General features: G+C 64.6%; 21 protein-coding genes. 10 read left to right on the top strand and 11 right to left on the bottom strand.

All coding sequences use genetic code 11. The features are described from left to right. Positions 1-61: 61 nt before the first annotated feature. The 5 genes from recF (at position 62) to EH240_RS03500 (ending at position 4,236) form a co-directional block, all read left to right on the top strand. A complete protein-coding gene (recF, locus tag EH240_RS03520; protein ID WP_124996036.1) occupies positions 62-1,222 on the top strand; it encodes a DNA replication/repair protein RecF in 1,161 nt (386 codons plus the stop codon). A gap of 96 nt (positions 1,223-1,318) precedes the next feature. After that, positions 1,319-2,074 (top strand): molybdopterin-synthase adenylyltransferase MoeB, encoded by a 756-nt coding sequence (locus EH240_RS03515; protein WP_124996035.1) that lies wholly within the window; start codon positions 1,319-1,321, stop codon positions 2,072-2,074. Between the two features lie 4 nt (positions 2,075-2,078). Continuing rightward, the gene (locus tag EH240_RS03510) at positions 2,079-2,567 is read left to right on the top strand and encodes a GNAT family N-acetyltransferase (RefSeq protein ID WP_124996034.1); all 489 of its coding nucleotides are present in this window, start codon (positions 2,079-2,081) and stop codon (positions 2,565-2,567) included. Next, positions 2,564-3,817, top strand: a complete 1,254-nt coding sequence (locus tag EH240_RS03505) for an aconitase X (protein WP_124996033.1) — start codon at positions 2,564-2,566, stop codon at positions 3,815-3,817. Before EH240_RS03510 ends, EH240_RS03505 begins: the two co-directional genes overlap by 4 nt. Continuing rightward, positions 3,814-4,236 (top strand): aconitase X swivel domain-containing protein, encoded by a 423-nt coding sequence (locus tag EH240_RS03500; protein ID WP_124996032.1) that lies wholly within the window; start codon positions 3,814-3,816, stop codon positions 4,234-4,236. The genes EH240_RS03505 and EH240_RS03500 overlap by 4 nt, the downstream gene beginning before the upstream one ends. A gap of 131 nt (positions 4,237-4,367) precedes the next feature. Here the strand turns inward: EH240_RS03500 and EH240_RS03495 are convergent, their stop codons facing one another. Continuing rightward, on the bottom strand, positions 4,368-5,369 hold the full coding sequence (locus EH240_RS03495; protein WP_124996031.1) for a 2-hydroxyacid dehydrogenase: 1,002 nt from the start codon (positions 5,367-5,369) through the stop codon (positions 4,368-4,370). Between the two features lie 169 nt (positions 5,370-5,538). Between EH240_RS03495 and EH240_RS03490 the strand changes: the two genes are divergently transcribed. Next, positions 5,539-6,096 (top strand): SH3 domain-containing protein, encoded by a 558-nt coding sequence (locus EH240_RS03490; protein ID WP_124996030.1) that lies wholly within the window; start codon positions 5,539-5,541, stop codon positions 6,094-6,096. Between the two features lie 75 nt (positions 6,097-6,171). Here the strand turns inward: EH240_RS03490 and EH240_RS03485 are convergent, their stop codons facing one another. Together EH240_RS03485 and irrA are read right to left on the bottom strand one after the other, a co-directional pair. Further along, complete coding sequence (locus EH240_RS03485; protein ID WP_124996029.1) at positions 6,172-6,540, bottom strand: DUF4260 domain-containing protein; 369 nt, start codon at positions 6,538-6,540, stop codon at positions 6,172-6,174. Between the two features lie 26 nt (positions 6,541-6,566). Continuing rightward, positions 6,567-6,998 carry an iron response transcriptional regulator IrrA gene (gene irrA / locus EH240_RS03480; RefSeq protein WP_124996028.1) on the bottom strand — a complete coding sequence of 144 codons (432 nt, stop codon included), beginning with the start codon at positions 6,996-6,998 and terminating at the stop codon, positions 6,567-6,569. Between the two features lie 246 nt (positions 6,999-7,244). Here irrA and fabA point away from each other — a divergent pair, with 246 nt between their 5' ends. From fabA to EH240_RS03460, 4 genes are all read left to right on the top strand, one after another. Further along, a complete protein-coding gene (gene fabA / locus EH240_RS03475; protein ID WP_124996027.1) occupies positions 7,245-7,760 on the top strand; it encodes a 3-hydroxyacyl-[acyl-carrier-protein] dehydratase FabA in 516 nt (171 codons plus the stop codon). 127 nt (positions 7,761-7,887) lie between these two features. Then, the gene (gene fabB, locus EH240_RS03470; RefSeq protein ID WP_124996026.1) at positions 7,888-9,108 is read left to right on the top strand and encodes a beta-ketoacyl-ACP synthase I; all 1,221 of its coding nucleotides are present in this window, start codon (positions 7,888-7,890) and stop codon (positions 9,106-9,108) included. 13 nt (positions 9,109-9,121) lie between these two features. Next, entirely contained in the window at positions 9,122-9,934 is an 813-nt protein-coding gene (gene fabI / locus EH240_RS03465; protein WP_124996025.1) for an enoyl-ACP reductase FabI, read from the top strand. A gap of 204 nt (positions 9,935-10,138) precedes the next feature. Next, positions 10,139-11,692, top strand: a complete 1,554-nt coding sequence (locus EH240_RS03460) for a putative bifunctional diguanylate cyclase/phosphodiesterase (RefSeq protein ID WP_124996024.1) — start codon at positions 10,139-10,141, stop codon at positions 11,690-11,692. Between the two features lie 174 nt (positions 11,693-11,866). On the opposite strand, the gene EH240_RS03455 is transcribed toward EH240_RS03460, so the two are convergent. From EH240_RS03455 to EH240_RS03420, 8 genes are all read right to left on the bottom strand, one after another. Next, positions 11,867-12,877 carry a class I SAM-dependent methyltransferase gene (locus tag EH240_RS03455; protein ID WP_124996023.1) on the bottom strand — a complete coding sequence of 337 codons (1,011 nt, stop codon included), beginning with the start codon at positions 12,875-12,877 and terminating at the stop codon, positions 11,867-11,869. Positions 12,878-12,950: 73 nt separating this feature from the next. Further along, the gene (pnp, locus tag EH240_RS03450; protein WP_124996022.1) at positions 12,951-15,098 is read right to left on the bottom strand and encodes a polyribonucleotide nucleotidyltransferase; all 2,148 of its coding nucleotides are present in this window, start codon (positions 15,096-15,098) and stop codon (positions 12,951-12,953) included. 385 nt (positions 15,099-15,483) lie between these two features. Then, on the bottom strand, positions 15,484-15,753 hold the full coding sequence (gene rpsO, locus EH240_RS03445; RefSeq protein ID WP_095765958.1) for a 30S ribosomal protein S15: 270 nt from the start codon (positions 15,751-15,753) through the stop codon (positions 15,484-15,486). 189 nt (positions 15,754-15,942) lie between these two features. After that, the gene (gene corA / locus EH240_RS03440; RefSeq protein WP_124996021.1) at positions 15,943-17,037 is read right to left on the bottom strand and encodes a magnesium/cobalt transporter CorA; all 1,095 of its coding nucleotides are present in this window, start codon (positions 17,035-17,037) and stop codon (positions 15,943-15,945) included. 111 nt (positions 17,038-17,148) lie between these two features. Beyond that, a complete protein-coding gene (gene truB, locus EH240_RS03435) occupies positions 17,149-18,108 on the bottom strand; it encodes a tRNA pseudouridine(55) synthase TruB (RefSeq protein ID WP_124996020.1) in 960 nt (319 codons plus the stop codon). After that, positions 18,109-18,552 (bottom strand): 30S ribosome-binding factor RbfA, encoded by a 444-nt coding sequence (rbfA, locus tag EH240_RS03430; protein ID WP_124996019.1) that lies wholly within the window; start codon positions 18,550-18,552, stop codon positions 18,109-18,111. 123 nt (positions 18,553-18,675) lie between these two features. Next, on the bottom strand, positions 18,676-21,246 hold the full coding sequence (infB, locus tag EH240_RS03425; RefSeq protein ID WP_124996018.1) for a translation initiation factor IF-2: 2,571 nt from the start codon (positions 21,244-21,246) through the stop codon (positions 18,676-18,678). Next, positions 21,243-21,893 carry an RNA-binding protein gene (locus tag EH240_RS03420; RefSeq protein WP_124996017.1) on the bottom strand — a complete coding sequence of 217 codons (651 nt, stop codon included), beginning with the start codon at positions 21,891-21,893 and terminating at the stop codon, positions 21,243-21,245. The genes infB and EH240_RS03420 overlap by 4 nt, the downstream gene beginning before the upstream one ends. Positions 21,894-21,898 lie beyond the last annotated feature (5 nt).

Here is a 21,898-nt window from a genome sequence, read left to right as displayed (position 1 = left end):
TCTGCGACGCCAAGTGGTTCCACTCGGCTGCAAAATGCTCTAGCGGGCCTGACATGTCGCCGTGACCTCGGACGCCAACCAGCTTCGGCAGCAAAACTATATAAGTAAGTTGACGCTTACAAATTTCCGCAACTATGCGGGACTTTCGCTCGAGCTCGGTCCCGGCACCGTGGTGCTGTCCGGCGACAATGGCGCCGGCAAGACCAATCTGCTCGAAGCCATCTCGCTGCTGACGCCGGGGCGCGGGCTCCGCCGCGCGCCCTATGCCGACGTGGCGCGCGAGGGCGGCGATGGCGGCTTTGCCTTGCACGCCCGGATCGAGGGACCGGAAGGTCAGGTTGAAATCGGCACCGGCATTTCCGGCGGCGATGCCGCCGGAGAAGGCGGCAGGCGCGTTCGCATCAACGGCGCGCCAGCGAAGTCGGTAGAGGATATGCTGGAATGGCTGCGGGTCGTCTGGCTGACCCCGGCGATGGACGGGCTGTTTCCGGGTCCGGCCGCCGACCGTCGCCGCTTCCTCGACCGGCTTGTGCTGGCGATCGACCCCGGCCATGGGCAGCGGGCGCTCGACTACGAGAAGGCCATGCGTGGCCGTAACCGTCTGCTTACGGAAGGCTCGCGCGACAGCGGCTGGTTCGACGCGATCGAGACACAGATGGCCGAAACCGGGGTGGCGATCGCGGCGGCACGGGCGGAACTGGTGCGGCTGCTGGCTGCGATGATCGACAGGCTGCCCGGCAGCGGCCCATTTCCGCAGGCAGACATCAGCCTCGCCGGCGAATTGGAGAGCGAGATCGCTGTCGCGCCGGCCGTCGATGTCGAGGAGCGGTTCCGCGCCACCCTCGCCAATGGCCGCGAGCGCGACCGCGCCGCCGGCCGCACGCTGGACGGTCCGCACCGGTCGGACCTCCTGGTCCGTCACCGGCCGAAGTCGATGCCGGCCGAATTGTGCTCGACAGGCGAGCAGAAGGCGCTGTTGGTCGGCATCGTGTTGTCGCATGCGAGGCTGACCGGGGAGATGTCGGGCCTGACGCCGATCCTCCTGCTCGACGAGATCGCCGCGCATCTCGACAGCGGCCGGCGCGCGGCGCTGTTTTCCATCCTCGAGGAACTGAACTGCCAGGCCTTCATGACCGGCACCGATGCCGCGTTGTTTTCCAGCCTTGCCGGGCGGGCGCAATTCCTGACGGTCGACCACGGCAGCGTCGGACCGACGGGTTAGCTCTTGAAGGGATCGAGCGTCGCAGCCATCTGCCCATGACAAGGCTTTGCCTTGCATGTGCATGACAAGGCTTTGCACCAGCTATAAGGTCCGGCCATGACCAATGCCGCCCTGACCGACGAAGAGCTCGAACGCTATGCCCGCCACATCGTGCTGCCCGAAATCGGCGGCCCCGGCCAGCAGAAGTTGAAGCGGGCGCGGGTGCTAGTGGTCGGCGCCGGCGGACTGGGCGCGCCTGTGCTTGAATATCTTGCCGCGGCCGGCGTCGGCACGCTCGGCATCGTCGACGACGATACCGTCTCGTTGTCCAACCTGCAGCGGCAGGTGATCCATGGCAGCGACACGATCGGCATGGCGAAGACCGACAGCGCCTCGGCGGCCATCATGCGAATCAACCCCAATGTCGGGGTGGAACTGCATCGCCTCAGGCTGACGGAGCAAAACGCCCCTGCCCTCGTCGCCCGCTACGATGTCGTCGTCGACGGCTCCGACAATTTCGAGACACGCTATGCGCTGGCCGATGCCTGCGCCCTGGAAAAGAAGCCTCTGGTCACCGCCGCCGTCGGCCGCTTCGACGGCTCGGTGACGGTGCTGAAGCCGTTTGAAACGGGCGCCGACGGCAGGCGCAATCCAGGCTACCGCGACCTTTTTCCGGAAGCGCCGCCCGAAGGGCTGGTGCCATCCTGCGCCGTTGCCGGCATCGTCGGCGCGCTGACGGGCGTCATCGGCACGCTGGAAGCGATGGAGGCGATCAAGCTGATTGCCGGTATCGGCGAGCCGCTGGTCGGCCGGCTGCTGCTTTACGACGGGCTCACCGCGCGTTTCGACACAGTTCGCTACAAGGCAGTCTGAGCGCATGGACCGGCCGGCCACTCCCTTGGTCACCGAGCTTCCGCCGGACTTCGCGCGGTGGGACGAATTGCTGGCGCTGATCCTGCGCGCCTTCGCCTATATGGACGGCGTCATCGACCCGCCGTCCTCGGCGCATCGGTTGACGCCGGAAAACCTCAAGAGCAAGACAGCGCTGGAGACGGCGTTCCTGGCCTTGGAGAACGGCCAGATCGTCGGTTGCGTCTTCGCGCTGGAGAGGGCGAAGGATTTCTATGTCGGCAAGCTTGCCGTCGAGCCCAGCCTTCATGGGCGGGGGATAGGCGGACGGCTGATGCTGGCCGTGGAGGACCTTGCCCGTCGGCACGGCAAATACGCCATCGAGCTGCAGACACGCGTCGAACTCACCGCGAACCACGCCGCCTTCGCCCGGCTCGGCTTTCGCGAGACCGAGTTCACGGCGCATAAGGGCTACGACCGGCCGACCTCGATCACCATGCGCAAGGTGCTGTCTTGAGCCTCGCGCTCAGCCAAGAAGAACAGGCAATCGCCGCCGGCAAGGACGGCGCCGGGATGGCAATGCGCATCGTTGCCGAGAGCGCGCGCCTGCTCGGGGCGCCGCGGCTGATCCCGATCGCCTCGGCGCATATCGACGGGGCGCTCTACCATGGCGATTCCGGCACGCTGTTCGCCGAGCGGCTGATCGAAGGTGGCGCCAGGGTGGCGGTGCGCTCGACGCTCAATGTCGGGGCGCTCGACCTGATGGGCTGCTCGCGCGTTCGCCTGGAAGAGCCGCAGCGCGGCATGGCGCGGCGGATGATGGAGGCCTACCGCAAGCTCGGCTGCGAGCAGAGCTGGACCTGCGCGCCCTATCAGGCCGGGCACAGGCCGGCGCAGGGCAGCGACGTCGCCTGGGGCGAGTCCAACGCGGTGGTGTTCTGCAACTCGGTGCTGGGCGCCCGCACCAACCGCTATGGCGACTTCCTCGACATTGCCTGCGCAATCACCGGCCGCGCGCCGGAATACGGCCTGCACCGCCCCGAGAACAGGCGGGCACGGCTGGTGTTCGACGTCTCGGGCCTTTCCGCTTCCTTCCTCGCTTCCGAGATCGCCTGGCCGGTGCTGGGCAGCCTCTACGGCCGCGAGGTCGGCAATGCGATCGGCGTCGTTACCGGCATCGGCGACCATCCCGGCGAGGATGCGCTGAAGGCCTTCGGCGCCGCCGCCGCTTCATCCGGCGCGGTCGGCCTGTTCCACATCGCCGGTGTGACGCCCGAGGCCCCCAACGTCGAAACCGTTCTGGCCGGGTCGGAACCCGAGGCGGTGGTCCATGTCACGCCGCAGATGGCGGCGAAGGCACGCGCCGGCCTGTCGACGGCGGCGGCGCCAAAGACCATCGATGCGGTCGCGATCGGCAGTCCGCATCTGTCGCAAGCCGAGCTCGACATGCTGGAGCGGCTGATCGCCGGAAGACGGCTGGCCGTGCCGATCTATGCCTGCACCGGCCGTCACGTGCTTGCTTCGCTGGAACAGGACGGCCGTCGCAAGAGGCTCGTAGCAAGCGGGGTGGTCATCGTCGCCGACACTTGCGTGGTGGTGACGCCGATCATGCCTGAGCTTGCGGGCGGCGTGCTGATGACCAATTCGGGGAAGTTCGCGCATTACGCTCCAGGCAACACTGGCTATGCAGTGCTCTATGCCTCGCTCGCCGACTGCGTCGAAAGCGCGATCGCCGGAAAGCCGCGATTCACGGACATCGCGGCATGAGCGCCGCAGCCGAAATCCTGGTTCCGGGCAAGGCTGGCGAAGGCGAAGCGCTGGTGCTGACGGCGCCGATCAGCTTCTGGGGCGGCGTCGACCCCAAGACGGGCCGAATCGCCGATGTCCGCCATCCGCAGCATGGCGAGATCATCTCCGGCCGGGTGCTGTTCCTGCCGGGCACGATCGGCTCGTCGTCGGCTTCCGCCGTGCTGATGGAGCTTGTCCACAACGGCCGCGCGCCGGCGGCGCTGGTGCTGCACGAGCCGGACGCCATCCTTCTGCTCGGCCTGATCGTTGCGCGGGAAATGGGCTGGGAAACGCCGACGGCGGTGCGGCTCGGGCGCGGCGTGTTCGAGACCTATCGCGGAACCACGGTGAAAGTCGCCGAAGACGGCGCCGTTAGAGCAATTCCAGGAAAATTGTGAAGCGGTTAGGCTCGGCGACTTCGCCGTAGCCTTCCGCCCGGAATTGCGTCAAAACAAAGAGATAGAGCGGTTCGGCGTTTCCGTGAAACGGTGAACAGCTCTGGCGTCGTCGCCTGAGCAGCCGTGGTTTTTCAGGTCCTGAGTGGCAGCACGCGGTCCGGCGGGCGGTGGCCGTCGAAGAAGGCGCGGATGTTGATGATCACCTTCTCGCCCATGTCGATGCGGCCTTCGAGCGTCGCCGAGCCCATATGCGGCAAAAGCACGACCTTGCCCTTGTGGGCGAGCTTCAACAGCTTGCTGTTCAGCGCCGGCTCATGCTCGTAGACGTCGAGGCCGGCGCCGGCGATCTTGCCGTCCTGAATGAGCTTGATCAGGGACTCTTCGTCGATGATGTCGCCGCGCGCGGTGTTGACGATGTAGGCCGCCGGCTGCATCAGCGCCAGGCGCCGGGCGGACAAGAGATGGAAGGTCGCCGGAGTCGACGGGCAGTTGACCGAAATGATGTCCATGCGGGCGAGCATCTGGTCGAGGCTTTCCCAATAGGTCGCTTCCAGTTCGTCCTCGACCGCCGGCAGCACGCGATGGCGGTTGTGGTAGTGGATGGACAGGCCGAACGCCTTGGCGCGCCTGGCAACGGCCGTGCCGATACGGCCCATGCCGACGATGCCGAGGCGCTTGCCCCAGATGCGGCGGCCGAGCATCCAGGTCGGCGACCAGCCGGCCCATTTCTTCTCGCCGGTGAGCACATTGGCGCCTTCGGCGAGCCTGCGCGGCACGGCGAGCATCAGCGCCATGGTCATGTCGGCGGTGTCTTCGGTGAGCACATTCGGCGTGTTGGTGACGGTGATGCCCTTCTTGGCCGCCGCCGCGACATCGATCTTGTCGACGCCATTGCCGAAATTGGCGATCAGCTTGAGGTTCTCGCCGGCCTGGGCGATCAGCGCGGCATCGATGTGGTCGGTGATGGTCGGGACCAGCACGTCGGCCTCCTTGACGGCCGCGACCAGTTCCGGCTGGGTCATCGGCCGGTCCTCGACATTGAGGCGCGCGTCGAATAGCTCGCGCATGCGGGTCTCGACCGGATCGGGCAGCTTGCGCGTGATGACTACGAGGGGCCGTTTTTTGCCTGCCATTGTATCCCCGAAGCTTCCTCGAAACCGATCTCGTTGAGACCTCTTTAACCAAGACAAGCGAAACTTGAAGCCAGTCGCGGTATCAGCCCACTCCTGTAACAAGCGGTGCCGCCGAAGACAAAGAAAAAGGGGCGCTCATCCCAACGGACCGGCGCCGAAAGGAATGAAAGTGTCTGGTTTCGCGTCGCTTCGCCTGGCTTTCAGCTCAGCCGTTCTCGGCGCCCTGCTTTGCGCGCCGCAGGCGTCCGCGCAAAGCGCCGCCGCGCCGGCGCAGACGGTGACGCTGGGACCGAGCGGTCTGCCGCTGCCGCGCTTCGTCAGCCTGAAATCCGGACGCGTCAACTCGCGCGTCGGCCCGGGCGCCAACTATTCCGTCGACTGGATGTACATGAAGGCCGGCCTGCCGATGGAAATCATCCAGGAATTCGACACCTGGCGACGCGTCCGCGATGCCGACGGCTCCGAGGGCTGGATCAACCAGTCGCTGCTTTCGGGCCGCCGCACCGCGATCGTCGCCCCCTGGCAGCGCGGCAAGGGCGGGCGAATCAGTCTCCTCGACGATCCCGACAAGGACGCCAACGTCGTCGCCATCCTCGAGCCCGGCGTCATGGGCTCGATCAAGAAATGCGACGGCCAGTGGTGCGAGATGACCTTCGACGGCCATAGCGGCTGGGTCGCCCAGTCGCAGGTCTGGGGCGCCTATCCGGGCGAAAAGGTTAAGAACTGATCTTTCTTCTGTGCACCATGATCTCATCCGAAAACCGGTGCCCACTTTTCGCTGCCGCGGTCCTTCGGTTCGGGATCATGGTCTAGCGCGTCCGATGCGGCCGAGATGCGTATCCTGAAAACCGGTTGACAGTTTCAGGCCGTAGCCGAGGGCGCGGTCGATGGCGATGTGGGCGATCCAGATGAGCGCCACCGCGGTCGTGATTGGGCCGGCAAACAACACTCCGGCAAGCGCAAGGACGAGCGGGACGATCAGCATGTGCAGGGCGTTGTAGGCGACAGCGCCGACACGCGGCCCGGCGAGATAGCCGAGCATCGACAGATCCGGCGCCAGGATGAGCAGCGCCAATAGCCACCAGGACACGCCGGTCATTTTGTAGAAGACGATGGCCGCCACGGCGGCCGCGACCCATTCGAGCCGGACCGCCAGATCGACGGGTCTCATCGCGGGGGGTCTCATCGCGGGGCAGATCAGCCGCGGCTCTTGGGGCGCAGTCTCACCACGATATCCACATTGGCGATCTCCATGCCTTCCGGAGGTTCCGGCAGGTTGGAGACGCTCACCGGGCCGCTGGCGATATCGAAGATCCGGTTCTCGCCCTCGACATAGAAGTGATGGTGGTCCGAAGTGTTGGTGTCGAAATAGGTTTTCGACCCTTCGACCGCCAGGATGCGAAGCAGGCCGGCCTGGGTGAACTGATGCAGCGCATTGTAGACGGTCGCCAGCGAAACCGGCACGCCGGCGGCGATCGCCTCTTCATGCAGTTCCTCGGCCGAGAGGTGGCGGTCGCCCTTGGCGAAAAGCAGATCGGCCAACGCAATGCGCTGGCGCGTCGGCCTCAGGCCGGCTTCGCGAACCCGCTTGTCCACAGCGACATTTTCCTTCCGGCAGCCCGAATCCATCTATCCCATCGAAGCTTGCAGCCAGCCCCATAGACAGGTCCAGAATGGCAAAAAGACGTCAATGCCAAGAACTGGACACCACCCGACATATATTCTGTCGCCCAAATGCGATCAATAGCGCGCATTGACCCAGGCAGGCGCACGGGTTAAGCGCAAACGCCGGTTTCCGGCCGCAAACAGAGTGTGTTAGGAAACCAAAGAACATGGGCGCCCTGCCGCCCGGACGGAAAACGGGGACGGAGTTAAATGGCGGGTCAAAAGTCCAGCTACGATTACGAGGAACTGCTTGCCTGCGCCCGCGGCGAGCTGTTCGGACCGGGAAACGCCCAGCTGCCCTACCCGCCGATGCTGATGTTCGACCGCATCACCGAGATCAGCGAGACCGGCGGCGCTTTCGACAAGGGTTTCATCCGCGCCGAATTCGACATCAAGCCGGATCTTTGGTTCTTCGCCTGCCATTTCATCGGCAATCCGATCATGCCGGGCTGCCTCGGCCTCGACGCCATGTGGCAGCTGACCGGCTTCTATCTCGGCTGGCTCGGCGAACCGGGCAAGGGCATGGCGCTGTCGACCGGCGAGGTGAAGTTCAAGGGCATGGTGACGCCGTCGGTCAAGAAGGTCGAATATGGCGTCGACTTCAAGCGCGTGATGCGCGGCCGCCTCGTGCTCGGCATCGCCGATGGCTGGCTCAAGGCGGATGGCGACCCCATATACGCGGCAACGGATCTGAAGGTCGGCCTGTCCAAGCAGTCGGCCGCCTGATCGCTTTTCGCCACTGCCCTCGCGCGTCCGACCGATGCGCAAGGACGCTGCGGCAGTTTATTTTGCGTATGATCAAAGGCGAAAACCGGCTAGGTTTTTCGCCAAAGTACGCCGGAAGGAGTTGCGAATGAGACGTGTCGTAGTGACAGGCCTCGGCGTTGTGTCGTCGATCGGCAACAACGCCAATGAGGTGCAGGCCTCGCTTTACGATGCCAAGTCGGGCATCAGCTATTCCAATTCCTTCGCAGAGCACGGCTTCCGCTGCCAGGTGTGGGGCGCGCCGACGCTCGACCCGTCGGCGATGATCGACCGCCGCGCCATGCGTTTCCTGAGCCAAGGTGCCGCCTGGAACCATGTCGCGATGGATCAGGCGATCGCGGACGCCGGTTTAGGCGAGAGCGACATCACCAATGAGCGGACCGGCATCGTCATGGGCTCCGGCGGACCGTCGACCAGGACCATCGTGGAAGCCGCCGAAACGACGCTCAAGAATGGCAGCCCGAAACGCATCGGCCCGTTCGCGGTGCCGAAGGCGATGTCGTCGACCGCTTCGGCCACTTTGGCCACCTGGTTCAAGATCCACGGCGTCAACTACTCGATCTCGTCCGCCTGCTCGACCTCGGCGCATTGCATCGGCAATGCCTATGAGCTGATCCAGTGGGGCAAGCAGGACATGGTCTTCGCCGGCGGCCACGAGGATCTCGACTGGACGATGTCGGACCTGTTCGATGCCATGGGCGCAATGTCGTCGAAATTCAACGATCGGGCGTCGACTGCTTCCCGCGCGTATGACGTCAATCGCGACGGCTTCGTCATCGCCGGCGGCGCGGGCGTGCTGGTGCTGGAAGAGCTCGAGCACGCCAAGGCGCGCGGCGCCAAGATCTATGCCGAGATCGTCGGCTACGGCGCGACTTCCGACGGCTACGACATGGTAGCGCCGTCCGGCGAAGGCGCTATTCGCTGCATGCGGCAGGCGCTTGCCACGGTGTCTTCGCCGGTCGACTACATCAACACGCACGGCACCTCGACGCCGGTCGGCGATTCCAAGGAAATGGGCGCCATCCGCGAAGTGTTCGGCGACAAGATGCCGTTCATCACCTCGACCAAGTCCCTCACCGGCCACTCGCTGGGTGCCGCCGGTGTCCAGGAATCGATCTACTCGATCCTGATGATGCAGGGCGGCTTCATCGGCGAGAGCGCCCATATCGAGGAGCTCGATCCGGAATTCGAGGACATGCCGATCGTGCGCAAGCGCATCGACAACGCCAAGATCGACACCGTTTTGTCCAATTCCTTCGGTTTCGGCGGCACCAACGCAACGCTGATTTTCCAGCGCTATTCCGCATAAGGATTTGCCTTTTATGGACGGGTTGATGAAGGGCAAGCGCGGGCTTGTCATGGGGGTCGCCAACGATCATTCGATCGCCTGGGGCATCGCCAAAAAACTATCCGAACACGGGGCGGAACTTGCCTTCACCTATCAGGGCGACGCTTTCGGGCGACGGGTCAAGCCGCTGGCCGAGAAGGTCGGCGCCTCGCTGATCGTGCCTTGCGACGTCGAGGACAGCGCGTCCGTCACCGCGACCTTCGAGACGCTCGGCAAGGCCTGGGGCGGACTGGATTTCATCGTCCACGCCATCGGCTTCTCCGACAAGAACGAGCTCAAGGGCCTCTACGCCGACACCAGCCGCGACAACTTCGTCCGCACCATGGTGATCTCTTGCTATTCCTTCACCGAGGTCGCCCGCAATGCCGCGGCGCTGATGACGAACGGCGGCTCGATGATCACGCTGACCTATGCCGGGTCGGTGCGGGTCATGCCGAACTACAATGTCATGGGCGTCGCCAAGGCAGGGCTGGAGGCGAGCGTGCGCTATCTCGCCAATGACTACGGTCCGCGCGGCATCCGGGTGAACGGCATCTCGGCGGGACCGGTGCGGACGCTCGCCGGCTCCGGCGTTTCCGACGCGCGCCACATGTTCTCCTATCAGCAGCGCAATTCGCCGCTGCGGCGCACGGTGACCATCGACGAGGTCGGCGGCTCGGCGCTCTACCTGCTGTCGGATCTGTCTTCGGGGGTCACAGGCGAGATCCACTATGTCGATTCCGGCTACCACATCGTCTCCATGCCGGCGCTCGAGGAACTGAAGCAGAACGACGGCGCCCGCGAATAATTCGATAGAGCGGTTCACCGTTTCACGGAAACGCCGAACCGCTCTATCTCTTTGTTTTTACGCAATTCCTGGCGGAAAACCGCTTCACACTTTTCCTGGAATTGCTCTAACGCAAAAAGGACCTTCCAGTAAAATTGGAGGCATTGGCGGAAACTCATTTTAAGGAGGTATCCGCTAAGAGGTCCTGTAGTTCAGGAACCTTGCATGCCTGCAGTCAGCAACCCGAAGCGAACACCGCTGTTCCGGCTGATCACCATCGCCAGCTCGGCCATGGGCAGTTTTATCCTCGGACTCTGGGGACTGCGGTTCGGCTTCGGCGACGGCCTGGCCGGAATGCCGGCGGGGACGATCGCGGGCATCATCGCCGCGCTCTGCGCCCTTTCCGCCGGCGGCGCCGCGCTCTCCTTCTTCGCGGGCGTCGATGAATCGGCCGAATACGTCTTCAAGGAAACGCATTTCGACAAGCTGACCGGCCTGCTGTCTCGCCCGGCCATGGTCGGCAAGACCGCCGCGGCGGCGTCGGAAACGATCAGGACCGGCGAACCGGTCTACCTGATCGATATCGACATCGACCGCTTCAAGCAGATCAACGATTCCATCGGCTACAGCCACGGCGACGAGCTGATCCGTGTCTTCACCGAAAGGCTGAAGGAGAACATGCCGGAGGACGCGGTGATCGGGCGTATCGGCGCCGGCGAATTCGCCGTGCTGCTGCCGGACCGCGATCTAAGGGGATCGCTCGAAGGGTTCCTCGAAAAGCTCATCAACCAGATGATGGAGCCCTATCAGCTCCAGACACATCTGCAGTCCGTCAGCATGTCCGTCGGTATCGTGGCGATGCCGAAGGACGGGGTCGATCCGGTGCTCGTCCTTCGCCGCTCCAACCTGGCGCTGCAGAATGCGCGTGCAAGCGGCATCGGCAACTGGTCGGTCTTCCACGCCGATATGGGGCGGGTGGCGGACTACCGGCAATGGATCGAGTCCGAGTTGAAAACCGCCTTCGACCGGGGCGACTTCAGTCTGCATTACCAGCCGCAGCTCGACCTGCCGAGCGGCCGCGTCGTCGGCTATGAGGCGCTGATCCGGTGGAAGCACCCGGAGCGCGGCATGATCCCGCCGATGGAATTCATTCCGATCGCCGAGGAAACCGGCATGATCAACCCGATCGGCGAGTGGGTGCTGCGCAAGGCCTGCAGCGACGCCCAATACCTGCCGGAGGATTGCTTCGTGGCCGTCAACATCTCGCCGGTCCAGTTCATGACCAGGGACTTCGTCGGCCTCGTGCGCGAGACCATGGCGTCGACCGGCATCAAGCCGTCGCGGCTGGAACTCGAAATCACCGAAACAGCGATGATGCAGGACCGCGACCGCGCGGCCGTCATCCTGCGGCAGCTCGCCGACATGGGCATCTCTGTCGCCGTTGACGATTTCGGCACCGGCTACTCGAACTTGAGCTACCTGATAGACTTCTCGTTCGGCAAGCTGAAGATCGACCGCTCTTTCGTCAGCCGTATCGACACCGACTCCAGCTCCGGCGCTGTCGTCTCGACCATCGTCGGGCTGTCGCGGGCGCTCGGCGTCGGCATCATCGCCGAAGGCGTCGAGACCGAGAGCCAGGCGACACTGCTGAGGGCCGCCGGCTGCGAGGTGGTGCAGGGCTACCTGTACGGCCGTCCGGCGCCGCTCAAGATCGAGCTCGGCCAGATGCGCTCCGCTCATGCCAGGCGCGAGCCGGCACGCCTCGTCAGCCTGCAGTAGGGCGCTGCGCCCTTTTTCCTGGCGCAATTCCGGATGGAAAACCGCTCTACACCTTTCCTGGAATTGCTTTTTTAAGCGTGTCGCGCTGAAACGGGTTCAGGCGATACGCTTTAAGTCTTTGTTTTGATGCATGTCGCTCTCCCAAAACCGCTGCACACTTTGGGGCGACATGCATTAGCGGCGCGCCGAAAACACCTTGAACATGCCGTCGCGCGCGACCTCGGCGTGGCTGGAGAAGGCAGCCGCCAGCACCTGCTCGTAGGGCAACTGGCGATTGGCGACCATGAACAGGCGCCCGCCTGGTTTCAGTGCCTTCGACGCCGCGCGGATCATGCCTGAACCGATGCCCGGCTCGGCGGCCCGGCCGCTGTGGAAGGGCGGGTTCATGACGATCGCGTCGTAGCGTCGCTCGACCGCATCAGTCAGCAGATCGGTCCAGAAGAAGCGGGGCTCGACAGCGGCAGAGCGGACGTTGACCTTCGCCGCCTCGAGGGCCTCGAAATCCGCCTCGTAGAGGTCGAGACCGGCGAGCCCTGTCGGGCGTTCCACCATTTCCGCCGCAAGATAGCCCCAGCCGGCGCAGAAATCGGCGACGTGGCCCGCAAGGCCTGCCGGCAGGCTATCCAGCAGGAGCTTCGACCCTGCGTCGACGCGATCGAAGGAGAACATGCCCGGCGCGGTGCGGAAGCGGCCTTCGACGATCAGATCGGGGTTGGCGGCGCGAAGCGCCTCAGCCGCCTCCGCGCCTGCCTGGCGGAACCAGAAGGCGACGCCGTGATGTTTCGGCAGGTGCGCCTCGAGCGGCGCCAGCACATCGATGCGTTTGCGCAGGCTGTCGATGCCGTCCTCCTTGCCGCCGGCGACGACGATCACTCCCCCCGGCATGATGCGCTCGATGGCTTCGGCGATACGCAGCTCGTTCTGGCCGCGATGCCGGCCGGCCAGCACAAGCGCTGCATCGAAACCGGAACCCTCCGCCCGCGGCGTGACCGTGTAGCCGGCTGCCTGCAGGCTGCGAAAATGCGGCCGGAAGCCTTGCACGAGGTGCAATGCCGCATCGAAGCCGTCGGGCAGCCGGAAGCCCGGCTCCGCGCCCAGGAACAGGACGCGGGCCTGCTTTCGCGGCAGAGGCAGCGCCTCGGCCTCAAAGGGATGAAACAGCGTCTTCAGCGGCTCTGCGGCCATTCACTCCACTCTTCAAACAAAAAAACGGGCGCGACCTCGCGGCGCGCCCGTCTCGATTAGCCGTTCGGGCCGATCAGGCGGCGTCTTCCTCGCCTTCGGCCTTCTTCTCGCGCACGATCTCCTTGCCGGTCGCCTGGTCGACGACCTTCATCGACAGGCGCACCTTGCCACGCTCGTCGAAGCCCATCAGCTTGACCCAGACCTTGTCGCCTTCCTTGACGACGTCGGAGGTCTTGGCGACGCGCTCATTGGCGAGCTGCGAGATGTGGACGAGACCGTCGCGCGGGCCGAAGAAGTTGACGAAAGCGCCGAAGTCCGCGGTCTTGACGACCGTGCCTTCGTAGATCTCGCCGACTTCCGGCTCGGCGACGATGGTGTGGATCCACTTCTTGGCCGCCTCGATCTCCTTGGCGTTCGACGAAGCGATCTTGACCGTGCCGTCGTCCTCGATGTTGATCTTGGCGCCGGTCTTCTCGACGATCTCGCGGATCACCTTGCCGCCGGAGCCGATGACGTCGCGGATCTTGTCGGTCGGGATGTGCATGACCTCGATGCGCGGCGCGAACTCGCCGAGCTCGGCGCGGGCGCCGGAGAGCGCATGCCCCATCTCACCCAGGATGTGCAGGCGGCCTTCCTTGGCCTGGCCGAGCGCGATCCCCATGATCTCCTCGGTGATGCCTTCGATCTTGATGTCCATCTGCAGCGAGGTGACGCCGTTGGCGGTACCGGCGACCTTGAAGTCCATGTCGCCGAGATGATCCTCGTCGCCCAGGATGTCGGAGAGCACCGCGAAGCGCTCGCCTTCCTTGATCAGGCCCATGGCGATGCCGGCAACGGGCTTGGCGATCGGCACGCCGGCATCCATCAGCGCCAGCGAGGTGCCGCAGACGGTCGCCATCGAGGACGAGCCGTTGGACTCGGTGATCTCCGAGACGACGCGCAGCGTGTAGGGGAACTGGTCGGCCGAGGGCAGCATCGGCCGGATCGCGCGCCAGGCGAGCTTGCCGTGGCCGATCTCGCGACGGCCCGGCGAGCCCATACGGCCGGTTTCACCGACCGAATAGGGCGGGAAGTTGTAGTGGAGGAGGAACTTCTCCTTGTACATGCCGGTCAGCGAATCGACATACTGCTCGTCCTCGCCGGTGCCGAGTGTCGCGACCACCAGCGCCTGGGTCTCGCCGCGGGTGAACAGGGCCGACCCATGGGTGCGCGGCAGGACGCCGACCTCGGAGACGATCTTGCGGACGGTCTTCAGGTCGCGGCCATCGATGCGCGAGCCGGTGTCGAGGATGTTCCAGCGCACGACCTTGGCCTGGAGCTCCTTGAAGACGGTGGCGATCTGCTCGGAGGAATATCTGGACTCCTCGCCCTCGGCCGGAGCGAACGCTGCCTTGACCTTCGCCTTGACCGCGTCGACGGCGGCATAACGCGACTGCTTTTCGGTGATCTTGTAGGCTTCGCGCAACTCGTCGCCGACCACCTTCAGCATCTCGCCTTCGAGCTCGGAATAGTCCGGCGCGGTGAAGTCGCGCGGCTCCTTGGCGGCGACCTCGGCCAGCTTGATGATCGCTTCGATCACCGGCTGGAAGCCCTTGTGGCCGAACATGACGGCGCCGAGCATCAGCTCCTCGCTGAGCTCCTTGGCTTCGGATTCGACCATCAGCACGGCATCAGTGGTGCCGGCAACGACGAGGTCGAGCTTCGATTCCTGCATCTCGTCGATATGCGGATTGAGCACATATTCGCCGTTGATATAGCCGACGCGAGCGCCGCCGATCGGACCCATGAAGGGCACGCCGGAGAGCGTGAGCGCGGCCGAGGTGGCGACGATCGACAGGATGTCCGGATCGTTTTCAAGATCGTGCTGGACGACGGTGACGACGATCTGGGTGTCGTTCTTGTAGCCATCCGCGAAGAGCGGACGGATCGGGCGGTCGATCAGGCGGGAAACCAGCGTTTCCTTCTCGCTCGGACGGCCCTCGCGCTTGAAATAGCCACCCGGGATCTTGCCGGCGGCATAGGTCTTTTCCTGGTAGTTGACGGTGAGCGGGAAGAAGTCGAGGCCGGGCTTCGGCTCCTTCATCGAAACGACGGTGGCGAGAACCACGGTCTCGCCGTAGGTGGCCAGCACCGCGCCGTCAGCCTGGCGGGCGATCTTGCCGGTTTCCAGGATGAGCGGACGGCCGCCCCATTCGATTTCCACTTTGTGCTGATTGAACATATCTTGTCCTTCATATGCGGAAAGGGTCGCGCCGTCTCAACGGTCGCGGGGCATCCCTTCCCTGGCTTCCTTCGGGCAGCCACGGGCAAGACAACGGGAAGCTCGATGGATCCGGCTCACAAGCCGAGCGAGCATCCTGCAATCCTGCCCCATGACCGTCCACGGGCGGTTCCGAATGGCCCTCTGCGCTTTCGGAACCGGGTCTGGCCGACCAGTCGGCCGGCCTTGCGCATGACGCCGAAAACCCCTGTTTTCGGAACGCGCCGTGCGCGAATGCAAATTTCGAGAGCGCGTCGCGCTCCATTCCCAGCATCGGACACCGGAACGACCGATGCACCAATGCGCGACCGGCGGGCCCTCCGGAGAGAGCCCGCCGGTCAATTCGTCAGCGACGAAGACCGAGCTTGTCGATCAGCGTCTGATAGCGCCCGTCATCCTTGCGCTTGAGGTAATCAAGCAGGCTGCGGCGCTGGGAGACGAGAGCAAGCAAACCACGGCGGGAATGGTTATCCTTCTTGTGGTCCTTGAAATGCTCCGTCAGGTTCTTGATCCGCTCGGAAAGGATGGCAACCTGGACTTCCGGGGATCCGGTATCGCCCTTGGCGGTCGCGAATTCAGTCATCAGTTCCTTTTTGCGATCGGCAGTAATCGACATCGTGCTTTTCCTTATCTGTTCGAGGAAACGGGACGCCCTCAGCCGGGATGTCGTCCAGCAGGGGCCGGTGCAAGCAACGCGTCAGGGCGCGAAGCTGCGGCGCATATAGTGCAATTTCCGGCAAAAGGCCAGCCTAATCGTCAAGCCGGCTTGTCGCAGGTCTTGCCGGAAAAACAGAGGGTTCTGCCGTTACAGCCATTTCTTCCATCTGAAGAAGGCGACGAGCCCGACAGCGACGACCAGCATCAACAAAAGTGCCGCCGGGTAGCCGTAGTAAGCCTTCAGCTCCGGCATGTTCCAGGGCGAGCTTTCCGGCTCGAAGTTCATGCCCCAGACACCGACAAGGAAGGTGAGCGGCATGAAGATCACCGAGACGATCGTCAGATAGGAGATGACGTCGTTGGTTCGCGCCTGGGTCAGCGACAGATGCATCTCGATCAGGCCGGTCAGCATGTCGCGCTGGTTCTCGACCAGCTCGATCAGCCGCAGCGAATGGTCGAGCGTGTCGTTGAAGAAGATCTTGGTCGCGGCCTTCACGAAGGGCACATCGTTGCGGATCAGTGTCGCCAGCGCATCGCGCATCGGCCACAGCACGCCCTTCAGGACATTGGCGTCGCGCCGCAATTCGTGCAGCTGCCGCATCTGATGCTTGTGCGGCGTGTTGAGCATCTGGTCCTCGATACCGTCGACCACTTCGCCCGCGGCCTCGATCGGCGGGAAGTAGCTGTCGACGATGGCGTCGATCAGCGCGTAGGCTAGATAGTCGGCGCCGCGCGAGCGCAGCCGGTTGGGCATGGAAGCGGCGATGCGCTTGCGCACGGGATCGAACGGGTCGCCCTCGCGCTCCTGGAAGGTGACGACGAAATTTTTGCCGAAGAACACCGCGATCTGCTCGTAGCGATGCGCGGTGACATCGTCGATCATGCGCATGACGACGAAGGCATGGTCCTCGAAGAAATCCACCTTCGGCCGCTGGCCGGTGTTGACGACATCCTCCAGCGCCAGCGGATGCAGATTGAAAATCCGCCCGATCTCTTCGATTAGCGGGATGTTGGCAAGACCGGTGCAATCCAGCCAGACGACCGGCCATTTTTCGCAATGGGCATTGAGCTCGTCGATGCTGGCATTGTCGATGGTCTTGAATTTTTCGGGCGAGATCAGCGTCAGCCTGAGCTCGCTGCGCCGCGCCGCCGGATCGGCGATCAAGGTGCCGGGCGAAGCGCCGACCGGCGGCCGGCGGATTTTCAGCGGCGCCCGTTTCCTGACGGTATCAGCCTTTGCCATGATTTTTGTGGGCCATGATTCCTCTGGGCCATCAGCTCTAGGGCTCATGCAATTCCGGGCTGAAAACCGTTACACATTTTTCCTGCTCGAACCGAAACTAGCCGAGTGTCGTCAACCGGCAAAGACCCGCTTGGGCTTGAACATGCCCTGTTCGATGGCGCCGATGGCTACGAGCTTGCCGCGCGCGGTGGCGCAGGCCTCCTCGGCCTCGACCGGTGCATCGCGGCCGCGAATGATGACCGGGTTGCCGAGGCGGATCTTCGTCGCCGCGTCGTCGCTCACCGCGACCTGCGGCAGGCAGTCGAGCGCAACGGCGGTATCGACCAGCAGCGCATCGATGGCGCTGAAATCGACCGGCGCCTCGGCCTCGTCCGCGCCTTCATCAGTCTTGCCGCCGAAGCGCGCCACTTCGAGCTCGGCAACGGTGACGAAATCGTCCGCCGTGAACGGCTCGACCTCGACGCGTCGTAACTCGGCGATATGACCGAAACAGCCCAAATCGCGGCCCATGTCGCGCGCCAGCGAGCGCACGTAGGTGCCCTTGCCGCATTCGACCTCGAAGACGCTGCAGTCGCCATTGTGCTCGACGAGATCAAGGCGCCCGATCTCGATCTCGCGGGCGGGGATATCGACCGTCTCGCCGTCGCGGGCGAGGTCGTAGGCGCGTTCGCCGGCGATCTTGATGGCCGAGAATTGCGGCGGCGTCTGCATGATGACGCCGGTGTATTTCGGCAGCAGCGCCTGCACCTCGGCCTCGGCCGGGCGCTTGTCGGAACTGTTCGTCACCGGGCCTTCGAGGTCGTCGGTCGAGCGTTCCTCGCCCCAGGCAACGGTGAAGCGGTAGACCTTGGCGCCATCCTGCACGTAAGGGACGGTCTTGGTCGCCTCGCCGAGCGCGATCGGCAGCATGCCGGAGGCCAGCGGATCGAGCGTGCCGGCGTGGCCTGCCTTCTCCGCCTGGAACAGCCATTTGATCTTGGAGACGGCCTCGGTCGAGCCCATGCCGACCGGTTTGTCCAGCACTACCCAGCCGGAAACCGGCCGCCCCTTCTTCTTGCCGCGGCGCGCCACTTATTCCTCGTCCTTGTCGTTGTTTTTGTTCTGGTCGCCGTCTTTATTCTGGTCATCGGGGCCGAGATCGCGCGCGACTTCGGGCGATTTCAGCAATTCGTTGATCCTGGCGAAATTGTCGAAGGAAGTGTCGAGCCGGAAACGGAACTCCGGCATGTACTTCATTTGCCTGAGCGCGCCGGAGACGCGGCCGCGGATGAATTTCGCGTGCTTGTTGAGCGCCTCGACCACGAAACCGGCGTCACCGGCGCCGAGCGGCGAGACGAAAGCAGTGGCAATCTTGAGGTCGGGCGACATGCGCACCTCGGAGACCGAGACGACCGCGTTCTCGATCACCGGATCGATGATCTCGCCGCGCTGCAAGGTTTCTGACAGCGCGTGGCGCACCTGCTCGCCGACGCGCAGCATGCGCTGGGAGGGGCCTGATGTTGTCGAACGGGGCATTTTCTTCGGTCCTGAAATCGTGAAGCGCGGGATGGGACCGCGCCGCATGTCTCAATATGCATGAGGGGTCTGGGCGGCAGCCTTTCGGCCGCCACCCGGGTCGTTCGCCAAGTATATCCGAATTTAGAGCGTCCGGGTCACCATCTCGATGCGGAAGCACTCGATGACGTCGCCGACGCGCATGTCCTCGTAGTTCTGGAAGGCCATGCCGCATTCCTGGCCGCCCGGCACCTCCGAAACCTCGTCCTTGAAGCGCTTCAGCGTCTTCAGCGTGCCTTCATGGATGACGACATTGTCGCGGATCAGGCGCACGCCGGCGCCACGCTCGACCTTGCCTTCGGTGACGCGGCAGCCGGCGATCTTGCCGACCTTGCTGATGTCGAAGATCTCGAGGATCTCGGCATTGCCGATGAAGGTCTCGCGCCGCTCCGGCGAAAGCATGCCGGAAAGCGCCGCCTTCACGTCGTCGACGAGGTTGTAGATGATCGAGTAGTAGCGGATCTCGATGCCGGCAGCGGCTGCGGCCGCACGCGCCTGCGCATTGGCGCGGACGTTGAAGCCGATGATCGCCGCTCCCGAAGTCTCGGCGAGCGAGACATCGCTTTCGGTGATGCCGCCTGCGCCCGAATGGACGATGCGGGCGCGCACCTCGTCGTTGCCGAGCTTGTCGAGCGCTGCGTTGATAGCCTCGATCGAGCCCTGCACGTCGCCCTTGATGACCAGCGGGAATTCCTTCAGCCCGCTCGTCTGCAACTGCGAGATCATCTGCTCGAGCGAGCCGCGCTGGCCGGCATGCTTGGCCACCGCCTTCTCGCGCGCCAGGCGCTGGCGGTATTCGGTGATCTCACGCGCACGCGCCTCGTTGTTAACGACGGCGAAGCGGTCGCCCGCCTGCGGCGTGCCCTGGAGGCCGAGCACCTCGACCGGCATTGCCGGCGGTGCTTCCGGCACATGCCCGCCGCGATCGTCGACGAGCGCGCGGACACGGCCCCATTCGTTGCCGGCGACCAGGATGTCGCCGGGCATCAGCGTGCCGGTCTGCACCAGAACGGTGGCGACCGGACCCCGGCCCTTGTCGAGCTTGGCCTCGATGACAGCGCCCTCGGCGGTGCGGTCCGGATTGGCCTTGAGGTCGAGGAGCTCGGCCTGCAGGAGGATCGCCTCGAGCAGCTTGTCGATGTTGGTGCCCTTGGTGGCCGACACTTCGACGTCCAGCACCTCGCCGCCCATCGATTCGACGAACACCTCGTGGCGCAGGAGCTCCGCGCGCACCTTCTGCGGGTCGGCGTCGTGCTTGTCGATCTTGTTGATCGCCACGATGATCGGCACGCCGGCCGCCTTGGCGTGGCTGATCGATTCGATGGTCTGCGGCATCACGCTGTCGTCGGCCGCCACCACCAGCACGGCGATGTCGGTCACCTGGGCGCCGCGGGCGCGCATGGCGGTGAAGGCCGCGTGGCCGGGCGTGTCGATGAAGGTGATCTTCTGACCGTTCTTCTCGACCTGGTAAGCGCCGATATGCTGGGTAATGCCGCCGGCCTCGCCGGAGACGACATTGGCGTTGCGGATGGCGTCGAGCAGCGAGGTCTTGCCATGGTCGACATGGCCCATGATGGTCACAACGGGCGGACGCGACACAAGGTCTTCCGGACGGTCGGCGATGTTGAACAGGCCTTCCTCGATGTCGGACTCGGCGACGCGGCGAACCGTATGGCCGAACTCGGAAGCGACCAGCTCGGCCGTGTCGGCGTCGATGACGTCGCCCGGCTTCAGGATCTGGCCCTGCTTCATGAAGAACTTGACCACGTCCACGGCGCGCTCGGACATGCGCTGCGCCAACTCCTGGATGGTGATGGTTTCGGGCAGGATCACTTCGCGCATGACTTTCTCGCGCGGCTCATTGTGCATCGCGCGCTTGAATTTCTCCTGGCGGCGGCGCATCGACGACAGCGAACGGGCGCGGGCGTCCTCGTCCGACAGCGCCGAATTCAGCGTCAGCTTGCCGCGGCGGCGGTCTTCCTCACCCTTGGTGGGTTTTGCCGGACGCGCCACTTCGGGCGTCACGGGACGGCGGGCCGGCGCACCGGCACCGCCACCAGCTCCAGCACGCCGCGGCTTGGCCTCCTCGTCGTCGACGGTGACGAGATCGGCGGCCTGCGGCGCGCGGCGGCGGGCTTCTTCCTCGGCACGGCGGCGGGACTCGGCCTCGGCCTGGAGGCGCGCCTCTTCCTCGGCCTGACGGCGTGCGGATTCCTCGCGCTCGCGCTTGCGGCGGTCTTCTTCCTCAGTGCGGCGCTTGGCTTCTTCCTGGGCGCGCTGGCGGTCCTCGACCTCGCGGGCCTTGGAGCCTTCGAGCGCTCTGCGGCGCGCTTCCATCTCGCCGCGCGACAATTCGTTCAGCACCATGCCGGAGCGTTCCGGCGCCGGGGGCGGCGCCTTCGGCGCTTCCTGCACGGCGGGCGCGGGTGCTGCGGCTGCGGGCTTCGGCGTGAAGATGGACGGCGCCACCGGCTCCGGCTTGTCGCCGGGCAGCGAGAACTTGCGCTTCTTGGTCTCGACCACGACCGACTTGGTGCGTCCGTGCGAGAAATTCTGGCGCACGGTGCCCTGCTCCAGGCCGGGACGCTTCAGCGTCAAGGTCTTCTTCGGTGTAACGCTCAAAGTCTTGTCGTCGCCCGATTTCGTATCGCTCATTCCATATCCTCTGCGGCATCATCTTCGTCAGCAACGGCCGCAAGCATTGCCAAATCGTCAGGGGTTCCGCCCCGATACCGGTCGAGCGCAACCATGCGCTTCTCAACCGCCTTGCCCGCGTCCTGCGCGAGAACGGCAGCATGTATCACATTTGTACCCCCCAATGCCAAGCTCAACTCGGCCTCGGGGAAAAGTTTGTAGGCAAGGATGGCGGGGCCGCCAAGATGGACGGTTGCCCGCCGCGCCTGACTGATCTTGCGGACGCCGTCGTCCGAGGCCTCGTTCGCGTGCAGCACGAAGAGCGCCTGCCCGTCGCGCACCGCAGCCTCAACCTTGGCAGCGCCGAGAACGACCGCTCCGGCCTTGCGAGCAAGGCCCAACATACCCAGAGCGGATCTGGAAAGCAGCCCGTCGACCATGTCGCCGAGATCGACGGGAACGTCGACCTGCGCCTTGAAGGCGCGGGCAAACAGGTTCTTCGCCGCTGCCTTGTCGATATGTAGGCGATCAGCGGTGACCCAGCAACCGCGGCCGGGCAGATTTCTCTTGATGTCCGGAACGACGGCCGAATCCGGGCCGACGACGAAGCGGATCAGCTTATCCGCGTCGGCCTGCCTGCGCGTGACGATGCAGGTGCGATCGTTCATCTCTT

The sequence above is a fragment of the Mesorhizobium tamadayense genome (genome assembly GCF_003863365.1).
Classification (GTDB): Bacteria; Pseudomonadota; Alphaproteobacteria; order Rhizobiales; family Rhizobiaceae; genus Mesorhizobium; species Mesorhizobium tamadayense.
Note: the sequence above shows the minus strand (reverse complement) of the source record. Positions and strands in the feature narration are given on the sequence as shown.